The sequence below is a fragment of the Streptomyces inhibens genome (assembly GCF_022221585.1).
Classification (GTDB): Bacteria; Actinomycetota; Actinomycetes; order Streptomycetales; family Streptomycetaceae; genus Streptomyces; species Streptomyces inhibens.
The window spans coordinates 6,783,146-6,807,146 of the sequence record NZ_CP084681.1 but is presented as its reverse complement, the minus strand read 5'-3'; the positions used below and the strand labels follow the sequence as shown (position 1 = coordinate 6,807,146).

Sequence of the window (24,001 nt, the reverse complement as noted above, 5' to 3'; positions counted from 1 at the left end):
GGATCGCTCCCACGGCCCCGGCGCCCAGGACAGTGCTGCTCGGTGCGGGGCGCGTCCATGCCGCCTTGGGGAAGACCTGGTCCGATCGTCAGCTATTCATGGAAATGCGCTTCAGGGGGACGGAATCAGGAGCGGTCGGGGCGGCGGAGGGCGAACGGCTCCAGGAGCAGGGCGAGGGCGAGCAGGGCGGCGGCCAGGAGCCAGCCGCCGAGGACATCGCCGGGCCAGTGGACGCCCAGGTAGACGCGGGTGAGGCCGACCCCGGCGGCCCAGAGGGCGAGCACCGCGCACCAGGTGCGGGCGATGGAGGGCCGGGCGCGCTGCGCGATGCCCCAGGCCAGCAGTCCGGCCGCGAGCGCCGAGGTGGTGGCGTGGCCGGAGGGGAACGCATGGCCGGAGGCGTGCCCGGCCCAGTCGACGGCCGGCGGACGGGGGCGGGCGAGCAGCTCCATCAGGCCGTAACGGAGCGCCTGCCCGACGGCGAGGACGATCACGGCGCAGGTCACCGCGCGGAGCCGGCCGAGGGCGCTCCGGCCGGCCAGCAGGCCGGCGAGTACGGCCATCGCGTACGGGGTCACGCCGGTGCCGGTGGCCGTCAGCGCGCGGGCCAGGGAGCGCAGCGGCTCACCGTGGTGTGCCGTGGACCAGTGGACGGCGCCCCGTTCGGGGGCGAGCGGGGCGCCGTGCCGTACGGAGACGGTGACGGCCGCGGCGGCGAAGAGCGCCGCGCAGACCGCGGCGAGGGCGATGAGCGGGCCGGTACCGGGCCGTCGGTGCGGGCCGGGGCGGAGGCCGGGGCCCGGCTCCGGCCGGTGGCCGCCTTCCGGTTCCCGCCCGGACGCCGTCACCTCGCTGCCACCAGGGGGCGCAGCCGGGTGGCGCGGAGGCGGTCGACGGCGGAGGCCGCACGGCGGGCGATCCGGCCGAGCCGCCGGTCGCACAGCAGCAGGGCGACCGCGGCGGCGGTGATCCGGGTGTACGGGCCGCCGTCGATCGAGGCTCCGCCGAGGGCGAGGTGGTTCACGGGGGTTCTCCTTGGCGGCGTGGTGCCTCGTGCGTGGTGCGGTGGTGCGGGGTGGTGCGCAGCCGTGCGGGGGTCAGGCGCCGGGTGGCGTCCGGGGGCCGGTCGTCGTTGCCGGGCGTTTGCGGGAGCGGAGCAGTTCGACGGCGAGCGGGGTCAGCGACACCAGCACCACGAGGGCGACCAGCGGCAGCAGATAGCGGTCGACGTTCGGTACGGACGCGCCCAGGGCGTATCCGGCGAGGGTGAGGCCGAGGGTCCAGATCAGGCCGCCGGCGATCTGCCAGAGGGTGAAGGTGCGGGCGGGCACGTTCAGGGCGCCGGCCAGCGGGTTCAGGACGGTGCGGACGACGGGGACGAAGCGGGCGAGGACGATCGCCTTGGCGTGGCCGTAGCGGGCCAGGTACTCCTCGGCGCGGGCGGCGCCCTCGTGCAGCCGACGGGCGCGGCTGCGGGTCAGCAGGGCGCGGCCGCCGCGTCTGCCGATCCAGTAGCCGGTCTGGGATCCGGCGAGCGCGCCGGCCGCGGCGGCCGCGAGCACCTGCGGCAGCGCGAGATGCACGGCGCCACCGGTGCCGGGGGCGCACAGCAGTCCGGCGGTGAACAGCAGGGAGTCGCCGGGCAGGAAGAAGCCGACCAGCAGTCCGGTCTCGGCGAACAGCACGACGGCGACGCCCAGCGCGCCGAACGCCGCGAGCAGCGAACCGGCGTCGAGCACATTGACGGCGGCCTGGGTCACGCCTGTCACCTGCGCAAATGCGGCGGCTACGGCCATGTCGGCAGGCCCTCCCATAATGGGTTGCGGGCCTGCCGTGCGGCCGACCCGACCGACTACAGTCACGTAGACGGTCTACGGAACTGTAGACGACGAAAAAGGTGAAGGGCGTTCCATGTCGGAGACATCACCCGTGCAGCGGCGCCCGTCCGGCGAGCTGGAGGCGAGCGTCCTCGCGGCGCTCTGGGCGGCCGACGGGCCGCTGAGCCCCGCCGAGGTGCAGAGCGCCCTGGGCGGCCGGCTCGCCCGTACGACCGTCACCACGATCCTCACCCGGCTGCACGACAAGGGCGCGGTGTCCCGCTCCCGGGCCGGCCGCGGCTTCGTGTACTCGCCGATACAGGACTCCGCGGGGCTGACCGCCCGGCGGATGCGCAGCGAGCTCGACAAGCAGGACGACCGCACCACCGCGCTCGCCCGCTTCGTCTCGCAGCTGACCAGCGAGGACGAGCAGCTGCTCCGGTCGCTTCTGGAGGGTGCCGACGGCGCCCCGGAGGAGCCGGCCGCCGGTCCGCGGTCCGGCCCCGGGGCCGCCCCGTGATCGTCGCCGTGTGGATTCCGCTGCTGATGCCGCTGCTCGCGGTGCCGGCCGCCCGTCGGCTGGCGGAGTCGCTGCCGCCGCGCGCCGCGGCCTGGCTGCTGACCGGCTGCGCCGTCGCGCTGGCCGGCTGTACGACCGCGGCGCTCGGCCTGCTGGTGGCCGCCGGGGCGCTGCGGCTGCCACCGGTCGCCGCCCTGGGCCATCTCTCCCTGCCGCTGCTCGGCGGCGATCCCGACGTGACGGTCCCCGTGGCGTATGCCGCCGGTGGGCTGCTCACCGTCTGCGCGGTCGCCGTCGTCCACCGCGCCCGCCGCCACGGCACCGAGCTGCGCACCGCCCGGCGCAGCGCCGAGGCACACCCCGTGTCCGGCGACCTGTGCGTGCTGCCGGACTCCGCGCCCGACGCCTACGCCCTGCCGGGGCGGCCGGGCCGGGTGGTGGTCACGGCCGGCATGCTGCGGGCGCTGCCGGCGGCCGAGCGGGAGGCGCTGTTCGCCCATGAGCGTGCCCATCTCGCGGGCCGGCACCATCTGTTCCTGCTCACGGTCGCGCTTACCTCGGCCTGCCATCCGCTGCTCCGCTCGCTGCGGGCGCCGCTGGCGTACGCCCTGGAGCGCTGGGCCGATGAAGCGGCCGCGTCCCGGGTGGGCGACCGCCGGGTCACGGCCCGGGCCATCGGCCGCGCCGCGCTGGCCGCCCGCCCGCATGACCGGGGGCCGCTCCGTCCCGGCGCCGTCCTCGCCGCGACGGCCGGCCCCGTACCGCGCCGGGTCGCCGCCCTCCTGACCCCCGACCGGACAGCCGGTCACCCCCCGATACGCACCGGCTTCCGCGGCCGCCGGCTGATCGCCGCGGCCCTGCTCGCCTGCATCGCCTTCTCCGCGGGCGCCGCCCTGGACGCCGCGGCCGACCTGCACGAGACGGTGGAGGTCGCCCAGGGAGAGACGGCGCGCTGAGCTGCCGGGGAACGGGTGGCGGGCCCTACTCTCCCGCCCCGGTTCCCGTGTGCGCCCCGGTTCCCGTACCGCCGCCCTTCCCCCTGCCGACCGTGAAGCCCAGCGTGGCACCGCCGCCCGGGCGGTGGACGGCGAAGGCGTAGCCGCCATGGGCGGTGGCGATCTCGCGGACGATGGCGAGGCCGAGGCCGGAGCCGGGCAGGCCGCGGGCGGCCGGCGCCCGGTAGAAGCGGTCGAAGACCCGGGTGAGGTCGGCTTCGGCGATGCCGGGACCGCGGTCGAGGACCTCGATGCGGGCGCCGATGACCACGACCTCGATCGGCTCCGTCCCGCCCGCGTCGAACTTGGCCGCGTTCTCCAGCAGATTGGTGAGCGCACGGTGCAGCGCGGCGGGGCGGCCCTCGACCACCGCCGGGCGCGTGGTCCGTACGGTGATCTCACGGCCGGTGCGGCGCCGGGCGGACGCGGCCGCCTTCTCCGCCACCTGGGCCAGGTGCACCTCGGACAGCGGGTCGTCGTCGCGCTGCCCGGCCGCCAGATCGACCAGCTCGTTGACCAGATCGCTGAGTTCCCTGGCCTCGCCCGCCAGATCGGTCAGCAGCTCGTCGCGGGCGTCCGGCGGCAGTTCCTCGAACCGCTTCAGCAGCGAGATGTTGGTACGCAGCGAGGTCAGCGGGGTGCGCAGCTCATGGCCGGCGTCCTGGACCAGGCGCTGCTGGTCCTGGACCGCGCTGGCCAGCCGCCCGAGCATGTCGTCGAAGGCCCGCCCGAGCCGGGCGACCTCGTCCCGGCCCGCCACCGGCACCGGTACGTCCAGCCGCCCGTGCTCCGCCACGCTCTCGGCGACCGAGGTCAGCCGCACCAGACGGCCGGTGATCCGGCGCGCCAGCCACCAGCCGGCCGCGCCGGACAGCGCGATGACCGCGGCCGCCAGCAGGGCGGTGCGCTGCTGGCGCGCGGAGAGCAGATCCTCGGTCTCGCTGAACTTCTGGGCGACCTGGACGGCCCCGCGGCCGCCGCCGAGCGCGACGGTGGCGACGTGGTACTCCTCGTCGCCGATGTCCGCCTCCCGCTCCGTGTACCCGCCGGCGTGTGCGTCCGTGGCGATCCGGCGCTCCGCGGCACCGACCGGCAGGGCCGGGCGCCCCAGCTCGACGATCCGGCCGCCGGCGCCCAGGATCTGTACATCGGTACGGGTGGGCCGGGTGAGGTCGTCGCGCGGCCCGTCGTGGTCGGGGTCGGCGGTCGCATAGTCGGAGGGCGCGAACGGCTTCTCCCGGACCTGGGTCCGCAGATCCCGTACGACCCCGGAGAACACCGACTTCTCGTCGACCCGCACCAGCCGGGCCGCCGCGTCGTAGCTGAGGAATCCGACGAGCAGGGTCACCGCGGCGGCCCCGATGGCGAACGCCACCGCGAAGGCGGTGCGCAGGCTGGCGGGCTTACGGGTGCGCAGCCAGGCGGCCGACCCGCCGCCGCGCACGGCACGTGTCCAGGCACGCAGCCGGGCGCGCAGCCGACGGCCGCGCCGGGCCCGGGGCCCGGAGCCGGCCCGACCGCCGCGCCCGGGCATCTCAGTCCTCCCGCAGGACGTAGCCGACGCCGCGCACCGTGTGGATCAGCGGGCGGCTGCCCGGGACATCGACCTTGCGGCGCAGATAGCCCACGTACACCGCGAGGTTCTTCGAGCCCGGTCCGAAGTCGTAGCCCCAGATCCGGTCGTAGATCGTCGAGTGGTCCAGGACGATCCCGGCGTTGCGGGCGAGCAGTTCCAGCAGCTCGAACTCGGTCCGGGTCAGCTCCAGCTCACGCTCCCCGCGCCAGGCACGGCGCGAGGGCCCGTCGATCCGCAGATCGGCCGCCTCGACCAGACCGCTGTCCGCCACCCGGACGTCGTACGCCCCACCGGCCGCACCGGCCTCGCCGAACTCACCGGCCTCCTCGCCACCGGCGCCGTACTCCGCCCCGGGCGCCGCCGCGCCCGCCGTCGTCCTGCGCAGCAGCGCCCGCAGCCGGGCGAAGACCTCCTCGACCTCGAACGGCTTGACCACATAGTCGTCGGCCCCGGCGTCCAGGCCGGCGATCCGGTCCGCCGTCTCGACCCGGGCGGTCAGCATCAGAATCGGGGTGCGGTCCTGCTCGGCCCTCAGCACCTGGCACACCTGCAGCCCGTCGATGCCCGGCATCATCACGTCCAGCAGGATCACGTCCGGCCGTTCGCGGTGCGCCGCGGCGAGCGCCTGGATGCCGTCGGCGACGGCGGTGACCTGGTACCCCTCCAGGGTCAGGGCACGCTCCAGCGCGGTGCGGATGGGACGGTCGTCCTCGGCGAGCAGTACGGAATGGGTCACCCGGCAAGTCTGCCAAGGCCGCGGGGGTGCGGCGGCGGCCGGCCGGTCCGGCGGTGGGTTTCTTACCCGGCTCTCACCCGGGGTCTTACCGGGCTCTCACCCCGGCCACGCCCTCGGCTTACCCCTTGCCGACACGGTTGCCCCGTGCCGGACGGGCCTCGCGCGGCGACCCGGCCGCGACGAGCTCCCAGCCGGTCGCCACGACTCGGCACACCTCGGGAAGAACACGACACCGTATGAAGATCACCCTGCTGCTGCACAACGCCTACGCCATCGGCGGCACCATCCGCACCACCTTCAACCTCGCCGCCGCGCTCGCCGACCGGCATGACGTCGAGATCGTCTCGATGATGCGGCACCGCGAGGTCCCGCGGTTCACCGTGGACCCCCGGGTGCGGCTGGTGCCGCTGGTGGACACGCGGGTCGGCAGCGAGGACATGGCGGACCCGCGGTTCGGCGAGCCCGCGCGGGACTTCCCGCTCGCCGAGAAGCGGCACCACCAGTACAACCGGCTGATGGACGTGCGCGCCGCGGAGTTCCTGCGGACCACCGACGCGGACGTACTGATCGGCACCCGGCCCGGCATCAATGTCTACCTGGCCCGCTTCGGCCCCCGCCGGGCGCTGCGGATCGCCCAGGAGCACCTCCGGCACGACGCGCACAGCAAGCGGCTGCGCACCGAACTCGCCCGCCACTACCGGACGCTGGACGCCCTGGTCACCACCACCGAGGCCGATGCCGCCGTCTACCGCGCGCGGATGCCGCTGCCCGGCGTACGGGTGCTGGCGGTACCCAACATCGTGCCCGCGCCGGCCGGACCGGCCTCCTCGGGCACCTCGAAGGTGATCGCCGCGGCCGGCCGGCTGGTCCGCGGCAAGCGCTTCGACCTGCTCATCGAGGCGTTCTCCGCGGTCTCCGCCAAGCACCCCGACTGGCGGCTGCGGATACACGGCGGCGGCGCCGAGCGCGCGCAGCTCCAGGGGCTGATCGACGGGCTCGGGCTGGCCGATCGGGCGGTGCTGACCGGGCCGCGCTCGCCGATCGAGGCGGAGTTCGCCAAGGCGTCGATCGTCGCCTCGGCCTCGGACGCCGAGTCGTTCGGCATGACGCTCGTCGAGGCGATGCGCTGCGGAGTGCCCGTCGTCAGCACCAACTGCCCGCTGGGCCCCGCGGAGATCATTCACGACGGCAGGGACGGGCTGCTGGTGCCGCCCGGTGACGGGCGGGCGCTGGCCGGCGGGCTGCTCGACCTCATCGAGGACCCCGCGCGCCGCCGGGAGATGGCCGAGGCCGCGCTGAAGAGCTCGCGCCGCTACGACCCGGAACCCATCGCCGAGCGCTATCAACTCCTCTTCCAGGAACTGTGTTCGACCCGCACCGGCCGCGCCTGGCAGCGCGCTCTGGGGCGCGGCCGGGCGCGCGCCCGGAGCGTGCTGCGGCGGGCCCTGCGGCGGTAGAGCCAGCGGCTCTGGCGAGCCGGCGGTGCCGGTCCGGTCGGCGGGACCGGCCCCGCCTTCAACCCGCGTACGGCGTAAGGAACTTCTCGACCACGATCTGGCGTCCCCGGTAGCGAACATGCTGAACTGCTGGAACGAAACTGAATCGCACGGAACTCCCGGAACGCTCGGCTCGCACAGCACGCAGGAACGCACGGAAACGCACGAAACGCAGGGCACACGGAACACGCTGCAACGCAGTTGATGCTTCGAGCAGTTGACGCTTCGAATCCGCAGGTCCGATCGGCAGGAGGCCGTTCATGCTGCACGGTGTCGATGTCAGCTCCTACAACACCTCGTATTCCACCGAGGGGCTGGACTTCGTTTTCGTCAAGGCCACCGAAGGCCGCTCCTACATCAATCCCCACCAGTCCGCGCAGGCCGCGAAGGCCCGTAAAGCAGGATGCGTGGTCGGTTTCTACCACTTTCTGTGGCCGGGGAATATCGCCGCCCAGGCGAAATACTTCGTCGAGAAGTGCGCATCGGTCCAGGGCGACATCCTGGCCTGCGACTGGGAGCGCACCGGCGAGGGCACCTACGCGAGCAATGCGCAGAAGGATCAGTTCCTAGTCGAGGTGAAGAAGCTGCGGCCCACGCACCGCGTGATGCTCTACTGCAACCGCGAATTCTGGCTCAACCACGACACCACGTCCTACGCCGCCGACGGCCTGTGGATCGCCGACTATGTCTCCGCCGGGCATCCGCGGATCAAGGCGAAGTGGCGCATCCACCAGTACACCGACCGGCCGCTGGACAAGGACGTGGCGGCCTTCGAGAGCAAGGCCGCCCTCAAGAACTGGGCGCGTCCCGCTTAAGGTTTCCTTTCGGCACGCGGATTCGCGTATCCAGGAACCGTGCGTACGCGCCAGGGGAACACTGCGTACGCCGCACAGGAACAGCGCGTCACCAAAACCGCACGACGCAGCACGAGAACAAGAGGAGCAGCCGTGAGCGACCCGGCGTCCAAGGCCCTGCAGCAGGAGATCGCCCGGGATCTCCAGGTGACCGCGTCCTTCGACGCCGAGCAGGAGATCGAGCGCCGGGTGGCCTTCCTCACAGAGCGGCTGACCTCCACGGGCCTGCGCTCGCTGGTCCTGGGCATCAGCGGCGGCGTCGACTCCACGACCACGGGCCGGCTCTGCCAGCTCGCCGTGGAGCGGGCCCGCGCCGCCGGGCACGACGCGACGTTCTACGCGATGCGGCTGCCGTACGGCGTCCAGGCGGACGAGAAGGACGCACAGCGGGCGCTGGAGTTCATCCGCGCCGACCGGGAGCTGACCGTCGACATCCGCCCGGCGAGCGACGCGGCGCTGCAGGCCGCGGTGGACGGCGGGCTCACCTTCCGTGACGCCCACCACCAGGACTTCGTCCACGGCAACATCAAGGCGCGGCAGCGCATGATCGCGCAGTACGCGGTCGCCGGTGCCCATGACGGTCTGGTCGTGGGCACCGACCACGCGGCCGAGGCGGTCTCCGGTTTCTTCACCAAGTTCGGTGACGGCGCGGCCGATGTCGTGCCGCTCACCGGGCTGACCAAGCGCCGGGTGCGGGCCGTCTCGGCGGCGCTGGGCGCCCCGGCGGAACTGGTCGGAAAGGTTCCGACCGCCGACCTGGAGACGCTCGACCCGGGCAAGCCCGACGAGGACGCGCTCGGCGTGAGCTACGACCAGATCGACGACTTCCTGGAGGGCAAGCCGGTCGACGACACCGCCTTCCAGGCCATCGTCCGCCGCTACCGCCTCACCGATCACAAGCGCGCGTTGCCGGTCGCGCCGTGAGCCGTGGCCGGTCGCGCCGTGAGCCGTGGCCGCTTCAGCGGCCCGGCAGCTGCCCGCGGGAGGGGCGGGGCCCCACCCCCACCCCTCACATGTCATGGACCGGCTAGGGGACTGTCACCGTCCCGGTGCTAAATCGTGGGCGTGAGCGGGCATGCATCCGGCCATGGGAAGCCACGAAGTGCGATCGGAAGATCAACTGTCAGTGGGTCCGCCTACGCTCCAGGGCATGGGTTACGCAAACCTGCGCGAACTCCAGACCGCGCTGACCACCGCCTCCGACCTTGCCTCCGCCCTGCAGTCCGCGCCCACCCGGCGCGATGCGGACCAACTCGTCGACGTCCTCCGCCAAGCGCTGACCGCTGCCAGCTCGCTGGGCGCGGAGACCGGCCCGACCGGCTGCGCCATACATCCGAACGGCGCGGTCGACCCGTTGTACGGCGACCCGGAGGACCCCCTCCCGCCGGGCTACGGAAAGTGCCTGCTCTGCAACGACCGCCGGCGCCGTGCGGACGCCCACCATCCGCACGCCCGCCCCCACGCCCGCCCGCATCCGCACTGGCGGCGACGGCTGAGCGCCTAGGGGTGGGCGACGGGGCAGGACTACCATCCGCGCATGCGACCTGCCAGATACAGCGATGAGGATCTCGAACAGCACTCCCTGCGCCGACGGGTGTCCGACGACGGACAGCGGTCCGGGTTCGAGCATGACGTCGACCGGATCCTGTACTCGACGCAATGGCGGGCACTGGCCGGCAAGAGCCAGGTGGTGGCCAGCGCCGAGCTGGGCGCGTACCACACCCGGCTGACGCATTCGATGAAGGTGGCCCAGCTGGGCCGGCGGATGGCGGAGCGGCTGGAGCGCCAGTACGGCGGGCCGAATCCCGCGCTCGTCGAGGCGGCGTGCATGGCCCACGACATCGGCCATCCGCCGTTCGGGCACGCCGGTGAGCTGGCCCTGCGCGCCACGATGGACGAGCTGCACTTCGCGGACGGGGTGCTGGACAGCTTCGAGGGCAATGCGCAGACCCTGCGGGTGCTGACCTTCCTCGCCGCCCACAAGTACCCGGGCCATCGCGGACTGCATCTGACCCGCGCCTGTCTGGACGCCGCCACGAAATACCCGTGGGAGCGGGCGCCGGTCGACCAGGATCCGGCGCGGCATGTGAAGTGGGGGGTGTATGTCGCCGACCGGGAGGCGTTCGCCTGGGTGCGGGCCGGCCGCGAAGACACCGCAGTACCGGTCGAGGAGCAGGTCATGGACTGGGCGGACGATGTCACCTACGCCTGCCACGACGTCGAGGACTTCTACCGTACGGGCCTGATCCCGCTGGCCGCGCTGTTCCCGCCGGACGGCGCCGCGGGCGGTGACACCGAACGGGAGATCCGCCGCTTCCTGGACTATGTGCAGGCCAAGCGGGCGCGGGAGGGCGAGCCGTTCGACCGCGAGGCGGCGCTGGTGATGATGGCGGACATCGGCAAGCGGCTGGCGGTGCCCGCCCCGTACAGCGGCAGCCATGAGGACGCGGTCGCGGTCAACCGCCGCACCGCCGATCTGATCTCGTACTTCACCCGCGGGATCGAGCTGGAGGTGGGCGGCCCGGCGGCGATCCGTTACGGGGCGCGCCTGGTGATCCCCGAGGAGCGGCGGGCCACCTGCGATCTGCTCAAGGAGCTGGTGTGGTGCTACGTCATCGACCGCCCCGCGCTGGCCACCCAGCAGCACGGCAAGCGGCGGGTGGTCGGCGAGCTGCTGCGCTGGACGCATGACGCACCCGAGCTGCTGCCGCCGGACCGCGCCGAGGAACTGGCGCTGCACGGCGACCGGCTGCGCGCCGCGGCCGACCATGTCGCCTCGCTCACCGAGGACCAGGCGCTGGCCCTGCACCGGCGGCTGTCCGGCACGGGCCTGGGCTCGGTCAACGACAACGTGTGGCTGTAGAGCGGAGGACGGGGGCCGGGGGCCGGGGAGGGACGAGGGGAAGGCGGCGTGGGCGCGTCGCGCCCACGCCCCCCAGCACGCCCCGTCCCCCGTCCGTCCCGTCCCCCGTCCGCCCCGTCCCCCGTCCGTCCCGTCCCCCGTCCGTCCCGGCCCTCCCCCGTCGCAGCCGCTATTCGTCCCCGCCCCGCGGCTTCTTCTCCGGCCGTAGCGCGATCCGGCCGAGCGCTGCGGCGACCACCAGCGCGGCCACCGCGATCAGTACGGAGTCCGGTACGCCGTTCCCGATCCGCGTCACCCCTTCCTCAAGCCGGAATTCGGCGTCCGCGTCGAGCATTCCGGGCAGCGCGCTGGTCCCGTTGAAGCGCAGGAAGAGCACGCCGATGCCGATGAAGAACAGCCCGGACAGCAGCGAGGTGGTGTGCAAGCGCAGCTTTCCGAGGGTGAATTCACGGCCGCGCAGCCAGCCGCGGCTGCCCAGCTTGCAGCGGTCCCACAGCAGCGCCAGGACGAACAGCGGCAGCGCCATACCCAGCGCGTAGACGGCGAGCATCGAGGCGCCGTAGACCGGTGAGCCGCTGACCGCCGTCACCGTCAGCACCGCGCCCAGGATCGGGCCCGCGCAGAATCCGGCGAGGCCGTAGACACAGCCGAGCAGGAAGGTGGAGACCGCCGACCGCGGGGTGATCCTGGCGGCGGCGGCCTGGGCGCGCCGGGAGGCGAATCCCAGGCCCAGGATCTGTGCGAGGCCCATCGCGATGACGACCCAGCCGCCGACGGCGATCAGCAGATCGCGGTGGCCGTTGAACAGCCGGCTGGCCGCCGTACTGGCCGCGCCGAGCGGCACCAGCGTCGTGGCCAGCCCCAGATAGAACACGCCGGTGCGGGCCAGCAGCCGGCCGGGGCCGGTGAGGGAGTACGCGAAGAACGCCGGCAACAGCAGCGCGCTGCACGGGCTGAGCAGGGCGAGCGCACCGCCCAGGAACGCCGCGAGGTAGCCGATGTCGGTCACTTCCCGGCCCCCTTGGCCGCCGGCCCGTTCTTGGCCGCCCGTGCCGCGGCGGCCTCGACGGCCTGCGCGAAGACCTCGGTGGGCTGGGCCCCGGCGACCGGCCGGCCGTTGATCAGGAAGGACGGTGTGGACTGCACACCGAGCTGGTAGCCCTCGTCCTGATCCTTCTTCAGCGCCCGCTCGGCGCCCGCGCTCTTCATGTCCGTACGGAACTTTTCGAGGTCGGCCACGCCGCTCGCGCGGGCCAGGTCGACGAGCTTGTCCTCGGCGAGCGCGGCGCCCTTGCGGGTCTTGGCGTACAGCGCGTCGTGCAGCTGCCAGAACTTGCCCTGCTGCCCGGCGGCCCAGGAGGCGCGGGCGGCTCGTTCGGAGTCGGCGCCGAAGACGGTGAAGTTGCGGAACTCGATGCGCAGGGTGCCCGCGTCGACATACTTCTTGATCAGCTCGGGCTGGGTGTCGCGGGTGAAGCGGCCGCAGAACGAGCACTGGTAGTCGGCGTATTCGACCAGGATCACCGGGGCGTCCTTCTTGCCGACGGCCAGCGGGTCGCCGTCCGCGCGCCGGCTGGTCCGCCGGGCGAGGTCGTCGAACATCTTCTGCTGTGCGGCGTCCTCCTGGGGGTCGACGGAGGCGGCGGCCTCGGGTTCATCGGCGCCGGTGGTGCCGCGACCGCCCTCGACGGACTTGCCGACGGCGATCCCGATGGCGATCACGGCCACGACGAGCGCGAGGACCGCGCCGATGGCGGCCAGTTTGCGGGTGGGAGAGGCAGAAGTGGGCATGCGGAAGCTCCAGACGTACGGGGAGGGAATTTCGGCCTTGTGCGTCGGGGCAGCGGCCTATATCCGCAGTACGGGGAGGAGCGCGGTGTGGTCGACGGCGGGCGCGGTGCCCGTGGGCGGCCGGGCGAGCGCGAACTGCGCGGGCAGGTCGGCGGCGAGCGGCCCCGGGCCGGTGATGGTGGGGGCAAGGGGCTCACCGCGGTGCGGGGCGGGCAGCGGGGCGGACTCGTCGGGCCCCGGAGCATGCCGGTCCGAGCACCTCTTGGGCACGGTGGCCACGGCCGGGCGCGTTGTGTCCACAGCGGCGGTCGCGTCGGCAGGGGCGTTCGCGTCGGCAACGGTGCTCGCGTCCGTCGCAGGTGTGGCCGCGGCGGTCGCCGCCCGGCCGGCCAGCCAGGCCTGGTCGCCGCCGATCCGGCACAGCAGCGGCCCGAAGGTGACCGCGAGGAGGAACAGCAGCGTCAGCGCGGCCGAGCGGCGCACGTGGTGCATGTCCCTTCCTCTCCGTACCGGGCGCGAGCATGAACAGCCCATCCTACGGATCGCCGGCGCGCGACCGGAGCACCGGCCGGATGGCAGGGGTGTCAGCGGTCGGAGACCCGCATCTCGAACCAGGTCGTCTTGCCGCGCGGCAGCAGATCGACGCCCCAGCGGTCGGAGAGCGTGTCGACGAGGAAGAGTCCTCGGCCGCTGGTGTCCATCTCCTGGACCGGCATGAGACAGGGCAGACCACGGGACGGGTCGCGTACCTCGATACGGATCCAGCCACGGCGGCGGAGCATCCGCAGCCCGAAGGTGCGGGCGCCGGTGTGCCGTACGGCGTTGCCCACGAGCTCGGAGACGAGCAGCACGGCGTGCTCGGCGAGCTGGGGCGTCAGGGACCACTGTTTCAGGAGTACGGCGGCGGTCAGCCGGCGGGCGATGCCGGCGGACTGGGGGCGGGACGGGAGCCGGACCTCACCGAGGGTGGGCTCGCCGACCAGATCGAGTGCCGCGGACACCGGGCCGCAGGGAGCCGGTGCCGGGGTTCTGTCCGCACCGGGGATGCCCCGACGTGCGGCGGCCGTATCGCTCCGCGGCCGCGGCTGCTCCATTCCTTCGAGGCCCGCCATGTCCCCCATCATGGCTGTTACTTGGCGGTCACGGGGGCGGAACCGACGTAATCCATTGCCCGGAATTGTCGGTTCCAGACCCCCTGCGGGACATATGCCAACGGCAGTTAAGGTTCCGGCGGGACCGGGCTGACCTGCGACGACGCCTGGCATACGAATGCTCAACCCGGTGCGTCAACAAGGTTGCCTTAAGCCGCGGTTAAGTTTTCCGCGATTCGCCCACACGAGGCATCCAGTCCCGGCCAAACCTCACACACCACGCCAACAACGGTCGTTTCAGCGGAACTTGGCCTTGCCGGGGCCCTCCTCGACGAAGCTCCGCATCCCGGTCTCCCGGTCCTCGGTCGCGAACAGCCCCGCGAACCAGTTGCGTTCAACCGTCAGACCGGTGTCGATGTCCGTCTCCAGGCCCACGTCGACGGACTCCTTCGCGGCCCGCAGCGCGAGCGCCGGCCCGGCCGCCAGCCGCGCCGCCCAGGCGTGCGCCTGCTCATGGACCTCGGCGGCCGGCACCACCCGGTCGACCAGGCCGATGGCGAGCGCCTCCTCGGCCTTCACATGACGGCCGGTGAAGATCAGGTCCTTGGCCTTCGAGGGGCCCACCAGCCGCGCCAGCCGCTGGGTGCCGCCGGCGCCCGGGATGAGGCCGAGCAGGATCTCCGGCTGGCCGAGCTTGGCGTTGTCGGCCGCGATCCGGAAGTCGGCACAGAGCGCCAACTCACAGCCGCCGCCCAGCGCATAGCCGGTGATCGCGGCGACCACCGGCTTGGGGATCCGGGCCACGGCGGTGAACGAGTCCTGGAGCGCCTTGGAACGTACGACCATCGCCGAGTGGTCCATGGCCTGCATTTCCTTGATGTCCGCGCCGGCCGCGAACACCTTCTCGCCGCCCCAGACGACAACGGCGCGCACATCGTCGCGGCGGGTGACCTCTTCGGCCAGCTCGCGCAGCCGGTCCTGGGTGGCGATGTCCAGTGCGTTCATCGGCGGGCGGTCCAGGCGGATGGTGCCGACGCCGTCGGCCACCTCGAGATTCACAGTCATGCGGGAAGGTTAGTATGCGTTAACGGTGTCGGGCCCGGTGCGCTGTGTCACAGTGCACCGGGCCCGCCGCCGTTCCGGCCGCCTTGCTGCTCGGCTACTGCTCGGCCTTCCACTTCTCCCAGGACAGGTTCCAGTCGCTGAAGCCGTTGTCCGGCTGGATCGTTTCGTCATGCGAGTTCTTGACGATGACGACGTCACCGACGACGGAGTTCCGGAAGAACCAGGCCGCCGGGGTGGAGCCGTCGCCGCCGCCGCGCTGGTCGAAGAGGCCCACACAGCCGTGGCTGGCGTTGCGCGCGCCGAAGGTCGGCCTGCCCGACCAGTAGTTGCCGTGGATGAACGTGCCGGACGTGCTCAGCCGCATCGCGTGCGGAACGTCCTTGATGTCGTACTCGCCGCCGAAGCCGACCGTGTCGCCGTTCATCCGCGTCACGATGTGCTTCTCGCTGATGACCATCGTGCCGTTGTACGTCTCGGTGCCCGGCGCCCCCGCGGTGATCGGGATGGTCTTGATCGTCTTGCCGTCGCGGACCACGGTCATCTTCTTGGAGCCGGCGTCGACCGTGCTGACCTGGCTGCGGCCGACGGTGAAGGAGACCTTCTTGGCCTGGGTGCCGTAGACCCCGGGCCGGCCCTCGACGCCGTTGAGGTCGAGCTTGAGGGTGACCTTGGTGCCGGGCGCCCAGTACTTCTCGGGGCGGAAGTCGAGCCGGTCGTTGCCGAACCAGTGGCCCTCGATCGGGACCGACGGCTCGGCGCTGACCTTGATGGCGTCCTCGACGGCCTTGGGGTCGGTGATACCGCGGGTGAAGTGGATCGAGACCGGCATCCCGACGCCGACCTGCTGGCCGTTCTCGGGGCTGTACTGGCCGATGAAGGTGTTCTTGGGAACGAGCGTGGTGAAGGTCGAGTGCTCGGCGGCCGCCCGGCCCTGGCCGTCCACCGCTATCGCGTCGACGGTGTACTCCGTCGAGGCGCCCAGATGGCCGCTCGGCTGCCACAGGGCACCGTTGCCGGATATCTTCCCGTCGACCTCGTTGCCCTTGCCGTCCTTGACCTTGACGGACCTGAGCCTGCCCTTCTGGGCGGTGACCTTCAGTGCGCCGCTGGTGGCGACGTCGTCGGCGCCGTCCTTGGGCGCTATCGTCACGGCCGCCTGCGAGGCGGCCTTGTCGCCGCCCGCCTTGCCGGCCGGCTGCTTGTCGTCGCCGTCATCGCCACCGCACGCGGTCACCAACAGCAGCATCGCGCCGAGCACTACGGCGAGCGGGCCCCCGCCCTTGTTTTTCGGCCACCGACGCCGGCGAGCCGGCACCCCCGGATTCGGCTGGACGTTCACGACTGGCCCCTTTTCCCCTCGCACGGCCCGCGGTCCCCCGCACGCGTCTGCGGACAGCCGCGCGCTTGCCGTTAGATAACCACACAGCGGTGACAGTGAACTCCCCGCGAATGTCACCGTTTAGTCCCAAGTGCGGGGGTGGGACAGGGGGATGGTGCGGAGGCGGGGCGCGGACCGGCTCACGGAGCCGGCCGGGCGCCACTTCGGTTCAGCGCGGAACCGGCCCGCCACTGCGCCCACGGCATGTTCCAGCCACCGAGGCCGTTGTCCGGTGCGACGATGCGTTCCGGGGAGTTGTGCACCACTACGGTGTCGCCGACGATCGACTGGCCGAAGAACCAGCCGGCCGGGGTGTGGGGGCCGCCGCCCTTGATGTCCTTCAGCCCGACGCAGCCATGGCTGGTGTTGAAGCCGCCGAAGACCTCGGGCGGCGCCCAGTAGTTGCCGTGCAGAAAGGTCCCGGACCGGGTGAGGCGCATGGCGTGCGGCACGTCCGCGATGTCGTACTCGCCGCCGAAGCCGACGGTGTCGCCGTCCATCCGCGTCATCGAGGCCCGCTCCAGGATCACCATCCGCCCGTTGTAGGTGGGGTTCTCGGCGTCGCCGGCGGTGACCGGCAGCACCGCCACCACCCGGCCGCCGCGCCGCACCGTCATGGTGTGCCGCGCGGCGTCGATGCTGCTGACCTGGTCCCGGCCGACCCGGTAGCGGACGGTCCTGCGCTGCGTCCCGTAGGTGCCCGGCCCGGCCTTCACCCCGCGCAGCCGCAGCTGCACGGTGATCTCGGTGCCCGGACGCCAGCGGTCGCGCGGCCGGAAGTCCAGCCGGCGGTGGCCGAACCAGTGGGCGGCGACCTCCACGTGTGGCTCGGCGCTGACTCTGACGGCGCGTTCGACGGCCGCGCGGTCGGCGATCGGCCGGTTGAAGACCATCGAGAAGATCAGTCCGGTGCCGACGGTGGCGTCGCGCTGGGGCGAGAAGTAGCCGGCGTAGTGCCGGGTGGGCGCGGAGGTGGTGAAGGTGGTGTGGCGGGCGGAGCGGCGGCCCGCGCCGTCCAGCGCCACCGCGTCGACGGTGTACTTGGCGCCGAGGTGGAGGCGTCCGGGCGCCGGGCGCCAGACCATCCCGTCCGGCGAGATCCGGCCGGCGACGGACCGCCGGCCGGCGCCCCCGGTCCGGCTGACCTCGACCCGCTCCAGCCGCCCCTCCGGCACCCGGATCTCGAACCGCCCGTCGGCGCGTACGCCGTGTGCGCCGTTGTGCGGGACGACCCTGATCGTCTCCTCCGGAGTGCGCGGGGTGCCGCCGACGATCACGTCCGGGTCCCCGCAGCCGGTCAGCGCCACCGCCCCGGCGATCCCGGCCACGGCGGCGAGGGCGACGCGGATCCGGCGGGCCGCCCGCCCGGTCGCCCGGTGTCCCGCCCGGCCCCGCGCCCGGTCCGTCATGCGCCCGCGCACACTCCCGCGGTTCGTCGCTCGGTCCCCTGCTCGGCTCTGCTGATGGGCGGTCATATACCGAATTGTGACGGATGATGCCTGAGTTAGGAGGTATGCCGCGTAACGGAATGTCACGGACAGGGCATGGACAGAACAATGAGCCCCCGTGCCGGGAAACGTGAGGCAACGCCCGGTTGCGGGAAGAACAACGGGGAGGGCGGAGTCACCTGCACGGCCGGGACCGCCGGGCCGGGGGCACCGCCCGACCGAGCCATGAGCCGCAGGAGGCCGGCACGTGTCGAGCGCACCCGAGCAGGAGGCGGTGGCGGACGAACCACTCGCCCCACCCGCGGACATCCGCCCCGGCAGTCCGACGCCCCTGGGGGCCCGTTGCCGCACCGGGCCCGATGGCGTCACGGGAACCAACTTCGCCCTGTGGGCAGGCGGCGCCGAGGCCGTGGAGCTGTGTCTCTTCGACGACGCCGAGCACGAGACCCGCCATCGGCTGACCGAGCTCACCCATGAGATCTGGCACGGCTTCGTGCCCGGTGTCCGCCCCGGGCAGCGCTACGGCTACCGGGTGCACGGCCGCTGGGACCCCTGGACCGGCGCGCGCTGGAATCCGGCCAAGCTGCTGCTCGACCCGTACGCCAGGGCGGTGGACGGCGACTTCGGCGCCCGTACGGAGCCGTCCGGCACCGGAGCCGCGCTCCCCGCCCAGCTCTACGGACATGTCCGCGACTGGCCGCAGCAGCAGATCGCCGACACCGTCCGCGACGACCGCGACTCGGCACCGTACGTCCCCAAGGCCGTTGTGGTCGGCGACGACACCGGGGACGACGGGAGCCACGACGAATGGCAGGATGACCGCCGCCCCAAGACACCCTGGCCGGATTCCATCCTCTACGAGCTGCATGTGCGCGGCTTCACGATGCGCCACCCCGGTATCCCGGAGCAGCTGCGCGGCACCTACGCGGGCCTGGCGCACCCCGCCGCGCTGGAGCACCTCGTCCGGCTCGGCGTCACCGCCGTCGAGCTGCTGCCCGTCCACCAGTTCGCACACGAGGACCACTTGGTGCGCCGGGGGCTGCGCAACTACTGGGGCTACAACTCCATCGGCTACTTCGCGCCACACGCCGGTTATGCCGCCACCGGCACCCGGGGGCAGCAGGTCGGCGAGTTCAAACGGATGGTGCGGGCGCTGCACGACGCCGGCATCGAAGTGATCCTCGACGTCGTCTACAACCACACCGCGGAGGCCGGCGAGCTGGGCCCGACGCTGTCCCTGCGGGGCATCGACAACCGCGGCTACTACCGCCTTGCCGGCGACGCCCGCCGCTACGCCGACTACACCGGCTGCGGCAACACCCTGCATGTCGTACAGCCCCATGTGCTGCGCCTCATCACCGATTCGCTGCGCTACTGGGTCACCGAAATGGGCGTGGACGGTTTCCGCTTCGACCTGGCGGCCGCGCTGGCCCGCTCCATGCACGACGTCGACATGCTCTCCCCGTTCCTCGCGGTGATCGCCCAGGACCCGGTGCTGCGCCGCGTCAAGCTGATCGCCGAGCCCTGGGACGTGGGTTCCGGCGGCTATCAGGTCGGCGCTTTCCCACCACTGTGGACGGAGTGGAACGACCGCTACCGCGACACCGTCCGCGACTTCTGGCGCGGCGCCCAGCACGACGTCCGCGACCTGGGCTACCGGCTCTCCGGATCGAGCGACCTCTACGCCTGGGGCGGCCGCCGCCCGTACGCCTCGGTCAACTTCATCACCGCGCACGACGGTTTCACCCTGCGCGACCTAGTCACCTACGAGCACAAACGCAATGCGGACAACGGTGAGAACAACCGCGACGGCAACAACGACAACCGGTCGTGGAACTGCGGCGCCGAGGGCGAGACCGACGACCCGGCGGTGACCGCGCTGCGCCGCCGCCAGCTGCGCAACCTCCTGACCACCCTCCTACTGTCCACCGGCGTGCCGATGCTGGTCGCCGGCGACGAGATGGGCCGCACCCAGCACGGCAACAACAACGCCTACTGCCAGGACAACCCGACCAGTTGGCTCGACTGGTCGCTCCTGGACGACCCGGGCTGGCGCCCGCTGGCCGATCTGGCCGCCCGCCTGATCGCGCTGCGCCGCGCGCACCCCGTACTCCGCCGCCGGGCGTTCTTCTCCGGCCGGCCGGATCAGCAGGGCGGTCTGCGCGACCTGGCCTGGTTCACCGCGGACGGTACGGAGATGACCGAGCGGGACTGGTACACCCCGGGAGCCACGCTGGGCATGTACCTCTCCGGGAACGACATCTCGCAGCGCGACGCCCGGGGCATCCGCATCGTCGACGACAGCTTCCTCGTCGTGCTGCACGCCGGCGCCCACCCTCGCCCCGTCACCCTCCCCGGCCCGCCCTGGGCCCGGGCGTACGAGCTCCTTGTCGACACCACACGGGAGGAGCAGCCGGGGACGGCGGAGACCGGGTACCCGGCCGGCAGCACGCTCACCCTTCCCGGGCGGTCGGTGATGCTGTTCCGGGCGGTGCCGGGCTGAGGCCGGCGGCCCGCCGCACCGGCGCGGGACGGCGGCCCGGCCGGGCTCAAAACAACAGCCCGGCAGGGCCGTTCGGGAAAATTCCCAGGAGCGTTGTCAGTGGTGCACCTTACGCTCGCGAGTGATGGCCGAGACCACGCGAACGCCCGAGACCGACCGGACCGCCCCGACCCGACACTCCGCAGTGCGCTCGCTGTTGCGCCTGTGGCCGTTCGTCCGCCCCGTGCGGGCGCGGCTGATCACGGCCGCGTGCGTGGCGGTGATCGCCTCGTGCATCGGACTGATCATCCCGCTGGTGCTCAAATGGCTGGTGGACGGGCCGGTGGCGGAGCGCGATCCGGGCGGGGTGTGGCTGGGCGGCGGGTATGTGCTGCTGCTCGGGCTCGCGGAGGCGCTGCTGTTCGGACTGCGGCGCTGGCTGGTGGCGCGCCCGCTGGCCGGGGTCGAGGCGGCGATGCGGGAGGCGCTGTACCGCCATCTCCAGCGGCTGCCGGTCGCCTTCCACGACCGCTGGCCATCGGGCCAATTGCTGTCGCGCGGCACGACCGACCTTCAGCTGCTGCGGATGTTCCTCACCTTCCCCCTGACCTTCTTGCTGGTCAACGGCACCACCATCCTGGTGGGTGGGGTGATCCTGCTGGCCCAGCGCTGGTCACTGGGGCTGGTGCTGCTGGCGCCGGTGCTGCCGCTGATGGTGCTGTGCTCGGTCTTCGAGGCGAAGTACGGGCGCGCGGCGCGCCGGACCCAGGACCAGCTCGGCGATCTGACGACGGTGGTCGAGGAGTCGGTGCTCGGCATCCGCATCATCAAGGGCTTCGGCCGCCACCGCAGCCAGGCGCGCGCCTTCAAGGAGCTGACGCAAAGGCTCCGTGCGTCCGAACTCCGCAAGGCGCGACTGCTGGCCTGGATCTGGGGGTGCAACACCGCATTACCGGAGATCGCGATCGGCGGCGCCCTGGTGCTCGGCACGCTCCAGGTGGCCGACGGCGCGCTGTCCGCGGGCACCCTCGTCGCCTTCCTGTCGGCGGCGCTGGCGCTGCGCTGGCCGGTGGAGTCGATCGGCTTCCTGCTGGCCATGAGCAACGAGGCGGCGGCGGCCACCGACCGGTACTTCGAGGTCATGGACGAGCGGGCGAGGGCGGACGACGGCGACGACGCGGACGGTGGCGGCGGTGACGGCGGTGACGGCGAGCGGACCGAGGGCAGCGACGTCGGCGCCAACGGCGGCAGCGGCAGAGACAGCGACCGCGACCGCGACCGCGACGACGACGACGCAGCCGGCGGACTGGTCTTCTCCGGCGTCGAGTTCCGCTACCCCGATGCCGCGCCGGACAGCCCACCCACCCTCAAGGACATCACTCTGCACATCCGGCCCGGCGAGACCATGGCGCTGGTCGGGGCGACCGGCAGCGGGAAGACCACACTGACCGCGCTGGTACCACGGCTTTACGACCCCACCGCCGGCCGGATTACCCTCGACGGGCGCGATCTGGCGACGATCGGCCGGGGCGAGGCCCGCGCTCTGGTCGCGGTGGCCTTCGAGGAGCCGACGCTCTTCTCGGCGACCGCCGCGGAGAACGTCCTGATGGGCGGGGAGCACGCCCAGGAGTCCGATCTCCGGCGGGCGTTGCGGGTGGCGCAGGCCGACGGATTCGTCGACGCCCTGCCGAACGGCGGCGCGACCGAGGTCGGCGAGCAGGGCCTGAGCCTGTCGGGGGGACAGCGGCAGCGGCTCGCCCTGGCCCGCGCCGTGGTCGGCCGGCCGCGCTTCCTGATCCTCGACGATCCCCTGTCGGCCCTCGACGTTCACACCGAGGCGTTGGTGGAGGCGGCGTTGCGCCAGGTCCTGGCGACCACCACCGCCCTGGTCGTCGCGCACCGCCCGTCCACGGTCCTGCTCGCCGACCGGGTGGCGCTGCTGTCCGACGGCCGGATCACCGCCGTCGGCACCCACCACGAACTACTCCGGGACAACCCCGAGTACGCCACGCTGATGTCCGGCGAGGGAGAGGGCGCCCGATGACGACCACCACGACCGGCCAGCCACCGCACCCACAACAACCCGAGCCCGGGGACTCCTTCGCACAGGACCGGCTCCCCACCCCCAAGGGCGCCTCCCGCTCCCTGCTCGCCTCCCTGCTGGCGCCGCACCGGCGCCGTCTCTGGGCGGTGGCCGTCGTCCTGCTCCTCCAGCAGGCCACCGTGCAGGCCGGTCCGCTGTTGGTCGCCTATGCGCTCGACCATGCGGTGCCGGCGCTGCGGGCGGGCGACCACGGGCCGCTGATCGCCGTGGCGGTGGTGGCGACGCTGTGTGCCGCGCTCTCCGGCGGCCTGCAGTTCGGCTTCATCCGGATCTCCGCCCTGGTCAGCCAGGATGTGCTGCTCGACCTCCGCGGCCGGATCTTCCGGCACGGCCAGGCGCTGAGCCTGGACTTCCACGAGCGCTATACGTCCGGCCGGCTGATCTCCCGGGCCACCACCGACGTGGAGGCGCTGCGCGAACTCCTCGACGAGGGCCTCCAGGAACTGATCACGATCGTCCTCTCGACGGTCTTCATCACCGCGACCCTGCTCTACCTGGACTGGGGTTTCGGCGCGGCGGCCCTCGCCTCCGCCGGGCCCCTCCACCTCTTCGTACGCTCCTTCCGGCAGCGCTCGCAGCGGGTCTACAGCGCGAAGTCCACGGCGATGGCGAGCGTCATCGTGCAGTTCACCGAGACCCTCAACGGCATCCGCCCGGTGCAGGCGTTCCGTCGCGAGCGGCCGAACAACGCCGCGTTCGCCCGGCTCAACCACCACCACGAGCGGGTCAACGGCTCCGCGCTCCTGGAGATGGCGCGCTATGTCGTCTCCTCCCGGCTGGTGGCCAATATCGCGGTCGCCGCGATCGTCCTGTGGGGCGCCTACCGCGTGGCCTCGGGCAGTCTGGCGCTCGGCGTGCTGGCCGCCGTGGTGCTCTATCTGCGCCGGCTCTACGACCCGATCGACCGGCTCGGCATGTTCCTCAACTCCTACGAGTCCGCGGCCGCTTCGCTGCACAAGATCGCCGGGCTGCTCGCCCAGCGGCCCACGGTCCCGGAGCCGGCGGCGCCCGTCACGCTGCCGGCCGTCGCGGCCACCCGGCCGGGGCGCGAGGTCGCCTTCCACGACGTCCGTTTCGCCTACCGCACCGGCGGCGAGGTGCTGCCCCGCTTCGGGCTGAACCTCGCGGCCGGCACCACCGTCGCCGTGGTGGGGGCCACCGGCGCCGGCAAGTCCACCCTCGCCAAGCTGCTGGCCCGCTTCTACGACCCCACCGAGGGCCGGGTCCTGCTCGACGGCGTCGATCTGCGCGAGCTGTCCACGGCCGAGCTGCGCCGGGGCGTCGTCATGGTGACCCAGGAGGCGTTCCTGTTCTCCGGCACGGTCGCCGACAACATCGCCATCGGCCGCCCGGACGCCACCCGCGAGGAGATCGAACTCGCCGCGAAGGCCATCGGCGCCCATGACTTCATCACCGCCCTGCCCGACGGGTACGACACCGACGTCCGCAAGCGCGGCGGCCGCATCTCCGCCGGTCAGCGCCAACTGGTCGGCTTTGCAAGGGCCTTGCTGGCCGACCCCGCCGTCCTCATCCTCGACGAGGCCACCAGCTCTCTGGACATACCCGGCGAACGCGCGGTGCAGCGCGCCATGGACACTGTCCTACAGGGACGTACGGCACTGGTGATCGCGCACCGCCTCTCGACGGTCGAGATCGCCGACCGGGTCCTGGTGATGGCCGACGGCCGGATCGTCGAGGACGGCTCACCCGCCGAACTCATCGCCGACCGCGGCCGGTTCGCCGCGCTGCATCAGGCGTGGCGGGACAGCGTGGGGTAACGGGCGG

General features: G+C 72.6%; 22 protein-coding genes. 10 read left to right on the top strand and 12 right to left on the bottom strand.

Annotated features, from left to right (window positions below; all coding sequences use genetic code 11):
- Positions 1-125: 125 nt before the first annotated feature.
- From KI385_RS30905 to KI385_RS30895, 3 genes are all read right to left on the bottom strand, one after another.
- On the bottom strand, positions 126-848 hold the full coding sequence (locus KI385_RS30905; protein WP_238575389.1) for a phosphatase PAP2 family protein: 723 nt from the start codon (positions 846-848) through the stop codon (positions 126-128).
- Complete coding sequence (locus tag KI385_RS30900) at positions 845-1,024, bottom strand: hypothetical protein (protein ID WP_238575388.1); 180 nt, start codon at positions 1,022-1,024, stop codon at positions 845-847. The genes KI385_RS30905 and KI385_RS30900 overlap by 4 nt, the downstream gene beginning before the upstream one ends.
- Before the next feature lie 73 nt (positions 1,025-1,097).
- Complete coding sequence (locus KI385_RS30895; protein WP_238575387.1) at positions 1,098-1,796, bottom strand: DedA family protein; 699 nt, start codon at positions 1,794-1,796, stop codon at positions 1,098-1,100.
- Between the two features lie 115 nt (positions 1,797-1,911).
- Between KI385_RS30895 and KI385_RS30890 the strand changes: the two genes are divergently transcribed.
- Positions 1,912-2,337: a BlaI/MecI/CopY family transcriptional regulator gene (locus KI385_RS30890; protein ID WP_238575386.1), complete on the top strand. Its 426-nt coding sequence runs from the start codon at positions 1,912-1,914 to the stop codon at positions 2,335-2,337.
- On the top strand, positions 2,334-3,293 hold the full coding sequence (locus KI385_RS30885) for a M56 family metallopeptidase (RefSeq protein ID WP_238575385.1): 960 nt from the start codon (positions 2,334-2,336) through the stop codon (positions 3,291-3,293). Before KI385_RS30890 ends, KI385_RS30885 begins: the two co-directional genes overlap by 4 nt.
- 25 nt (positions 3,294-3,318) lie before the next feature.
- Here KI385_RS30885 and KI385_RS30880 read toward each other — a convergent pair whose 3' ends face one another.
- A complete protein-coding gene (locus tag KI385_RS30880; protein ID WP_238575384.1) occupies positions 3,319-4,866 on the bottom strand; it encodes a sensor histidine kinase in 1,548 nt (515 codons plus the stop codon).
- A 1-nt stretch (position 4,867) separates the two neighbouring features.
- Entirely contained in the window at positions 4,868-5,644 is a 777-nt protein-coding gene (locus tag KI385_RS30875) for a response regulator transcription factor (RefSeq protein WP_238575383.1), read from the bottom strand.
- A 236-nt stretch (positions 5,645-5,880) separates the two neighbouring features.
- Here KI385_RS30875 and KI385_RS30870 point away from each other — a divergent pair, with 236 nt between their 5' ends.
- The 5 genes from KI385_RS30870 (at position 5,881) to dgt (ending at position 10,857) form a co-directional block, all read left to right on the top strand.
- The gene (locus KI385_RS30870; protein ID WP_238575382.1) at positions 5,881-7,101 is read left to right on the top strand and encodes a glycosyltransferase family 4 protein; all 1,221 of its coding nucleotides are present in this window, start codon (positions 5,881-5,883) and stop codon (positions 7,099-7,101) included.
- Between the two features lie 299 nt (positions 7,102-7,400).
- A complete protein-coding gene (locus KI385_RS30865; protein ID WP_238575381.1) occupies positions 7,401-7,955 on the top strand; it encodes a glycoside hydrolase family 25 protein in 555 nt (184 codons plus the stop codon).
- A 132-nt stretch (positions 7,956-8,087) separates the two neighbouring features.
- Positions 8,088-8,918: an ammonia-dependent NAD(+) synthetase gene (gene nadE / locus KI385_RS30860; protein WP_238575380.1), complete on the top strand. Its 831-nt coding sequence runs from the start codon at positions 8,088-8,090 to the stop codon at positions 8,916-8,918.
- A gap of 226 nt (positions 8,919-9,144) precedes the next feature.
- Positions 9,145-9,498 (top strand): hypothetical protein, encoded by a 354-nt coding sequence (locus tag KI385_RS30855; protein ID WP_238575379.1) that lies wholly within the window; start codon positions 9,145-9,147, stop codon positions 9,496-9,498.
- 33 nt (positions 9,499-9,531) lie between these two features.
- The gene (gene dgt, locus KI385_RS30850; protein ID WP_238575378.1) at positions 9,532-10,857 is read left to right on the top strand and encodes a dGTP triphosphohydrolase; all 1,326 of its coding nucleotides are present in this window, start codon (positions 9,532-9,534) and stop codon (positions 10,855-10,857) included.
- A gap of 169 nt (positions 10,858-11,026) precedes the next feature.
- Here the strand turns inward: dgt and KI385_RS30845 are convergent, their stop codons facing one another.
- The 7 genes from KI385_RS30845 to KI385_RS30815 all read right to left on the bottom strand — a co-directional run bounded on the left by KI385_RS30845 (position 11,027) and on the right by KI385_RS30815 (position 17,591).
- On the bottom strand, positions 11,027-11,866 hold the full coding sequence (locus KI385_RS30845; RefSeq protein WP_238575377.1) for a cytochrome c biogenesis CcdA family protein: 840 nt from the start codon (positions 11,864-11,866) through the stop codon (positions 11,027-11,029).
- Entirely contained in the window at positions 11,863-12,648 is a 786-nt protein-coding gene (locus KI385_RS30840) for a DsbA family protein (RefSeq protein WP_238575376.1), read from the bottom strand. Before KI385_RS30840 ends, KI385_RS30845 begins: the two co-directional genes overlap by 4 nt.
- Before the next feature lie 57 nt (positions 12,649-12,705).
- Complete coding sequence (locus tag KI385_RS30835; RefSeq protein WP_238575375.1) at positions 12,706-13,140, bottom strand: hypothetical protein; 435 nt, start codon at positions 13,138-13,140, stop codon at positions 12,706-12,708.
- Positions 13,141-13,232: 92 nt separating this feature from the next.
- Positions 13,233-13,772: an ATP-binding protein gene (locus KI385_RS30830; RefSeq protein WP_238575374.1), complete on the bottom strand. Its 540-nt coding sequence runs from the start codon at positions 13,770-13,772 to the stop codon at positions 13,233-13,235.
- A gap of 264 nt (positions 13,773-14,036) precedes the next feature.
- On the bottom strand, positions 14,037-14,804 hold the full coding sequence (locus KI385_RS30825) for an enoyl-CoA hydratase/isomerase family protein (RefSeq protein ID WP_238575373.1): 768 nt from the start codon (positions 14,802-14,804) through the stop codon (positions 14,037-14,039).
- A gap of 94 nt (positions 14,805-14,898) precedes the next feature.
- Positions 14,899-16,143 carry a L,D-transpeptidase gene (locus KI385_RS30820; protein ID WP_425356984.1) on the bottom strand — a complete coding sequence of 415 codons (1,245 nt, stop codon included), beginning with the start codon at positions 16,141-16,143 and terminating at the stop codon, positions 14,899-14,901.
- A gap of 179 nt (positions 16,144-16,322) precedes the next feature.
- Positions 16,323-17,591: a L,D-transpeptidase gene (locus KI385_RS30815; RefSeq protein WP_238575372.1), complete on the bottom strand. Its 1,269-nt coding sequence runs from the start codon at positions 17,589-17,591 to the stop codon at positions 16,323-16,325.
- A 286-nt stretch (positions 17,592-17,877) separates the two neighbouring features.
- On the opposite strand from KI385_RS30815, the gene glgX reads away from it, so the two are divergent.
- The 3 genes from glgX to KI385_RS30800 all read left to right on the top strand — a co-directional run bounded on the left by glgX (position 17,878) and on the right by KI385_RS30800 (position 23,994).
- Complete coding sequence (glgX, locus tag KI385_RS30810) at positions 17,878-20,133, top strand: glycogen debranching protein GlgX (protein WP_238575371.1); 2,256 nt, start codon at positions 17,878-17,880, stop codon at positions 20,131-20,133.
- A gap of 124 nt (positions 20,134-20,257) precedes the next feature.
- Positions 20,258-22,156 carry an ABC transporter ATP-binding protein gene (locus KI385_RS30805; RefSeq protein WP_238575370.1) on the top strand — a complete coding sequence of 633 codons (1,899 nt, stop codon included), beginning with the start codon at positions 20,258-20,260 and terminating at the stop codon, positions 22,154-22,156.
- On the top strand, positions 22,153-23,994 hold the full coding sequence (locus tag KI385_RS30800) for an ABC transporter ATP-binding protein (protein WP_238575369.1): 1,842 nt from the start codon (positions 22,153-22,155) through the stop codon (positions 23,992-23,994). The genes KI385_RS30805 and KI385_RS30800 overlap by 4 nt, the downstream gene beginning before the upstream one ends.
- The last annotated feature ends 7 nt before the right edge of the window (positions 23,995-24,001 follow it).

Excerpts from the sequence above, each read along its gene's own strand:
- KI385_RS30865 (WP_238575381.1), top strand. The coding sequence starts at position 7,401 with ATGCTGCACGGTGTCGATGTCAGCTCCTACAACACCTCGTATTCCACC.
- KI385_RS30890 (WP_238575386.1), top strand. The coding sequence starts at position 1,912 with ATGTCGGAGACATCACCCGTGCAGCGGCGCCCGTCCGGCGAGCTGGAG.
- KI385_RS30840 (WP_238575376.1), bottom strand. The coding sequence starts at position 12,648 with ATGCCCACTTCTGCCTCTCCCACCCGCAAACTGGCCGCCATCGGCGCG.
- dgt (WP_238575378.1), top strand. The coding sequence starts at position 9,532 with ATGCGACCTGCCAGATACAGCGATGAGGATCTCGAACAGCACTCCCTG.
- KI385_RS30825 (WP_238575373.1), bottom strand. The coding sequence starts at position 14,804 with ATGACTGTGAATCTCGAGGTGGCCGACGGCGTCGGCACCATCCGCCTG.
- KI385_RS30855 (WP_238575379.1), top strand. The coding sequence starts at position 9,145 with ATGGGTTACGCAAACCTGCGCGAACTCCAGACCGCGCTGACCACCGCC.
- KI385_RS30870 (WP_238575382.1), top strand. The coding sequence starts at position 5,881 with ATGAAGATCACCCTGCTGCTGCACAACGCCTACGCCATCGGCGGCACC.
- KI385_RS30815 (WP_238575372.1), bottom strand. The coding sequence starts at position 17,591 with ATGACGGACCGGGCGCGGGGCCGGGCGGGACACCGGGCGACCGGGCGG.
- KI385_RS30895 (WP_238575387.1), bottom strand. The coding sequence starts at position 1,796 with ATGGCCGTAGCCGCCGCATTTGCGCAGGTGACAGGCGTGACCCAGGCC.
- KI385_RS30800 (WP_238575369.1), top strand. The coding sequence starts at position 22,153 with ATGACGACCACCACGACCGGCCAGCCACCGCACCCACAACAACCCGAG.
- KI385_RS30805 (WP_238575370.1), top strand. The coding sequence starts at position 20,258 with ATGGCCGAGACCACGCGAACGCCCGAGACCGACCGGACCGCCCCGACC.
- KI385_RS30880 (WP_238575384.1), bottom strand. The coding sequence starts at position 4,866 with ATGCCCGGGCGCGGCGGTCGGGCCGGCTCCGGGCCCCGGGCCCGGCGC.
- KI385_RS30830 (WP_238575374.1), bottom strand. The coding sequence starts at position 13,772 with ATGATGGGGGACATGGCGGGCCTCGAAGGAATGGAGCAGCCGCGGCCG.
- KI385_RS30835 (WP_238575375.1), bottom strand. The coding sequence starts at position 13,140 with ATGCACCACGTGCGCCGCTCGGCCGCGCTGACGCTGCTGTTCCTCCTC.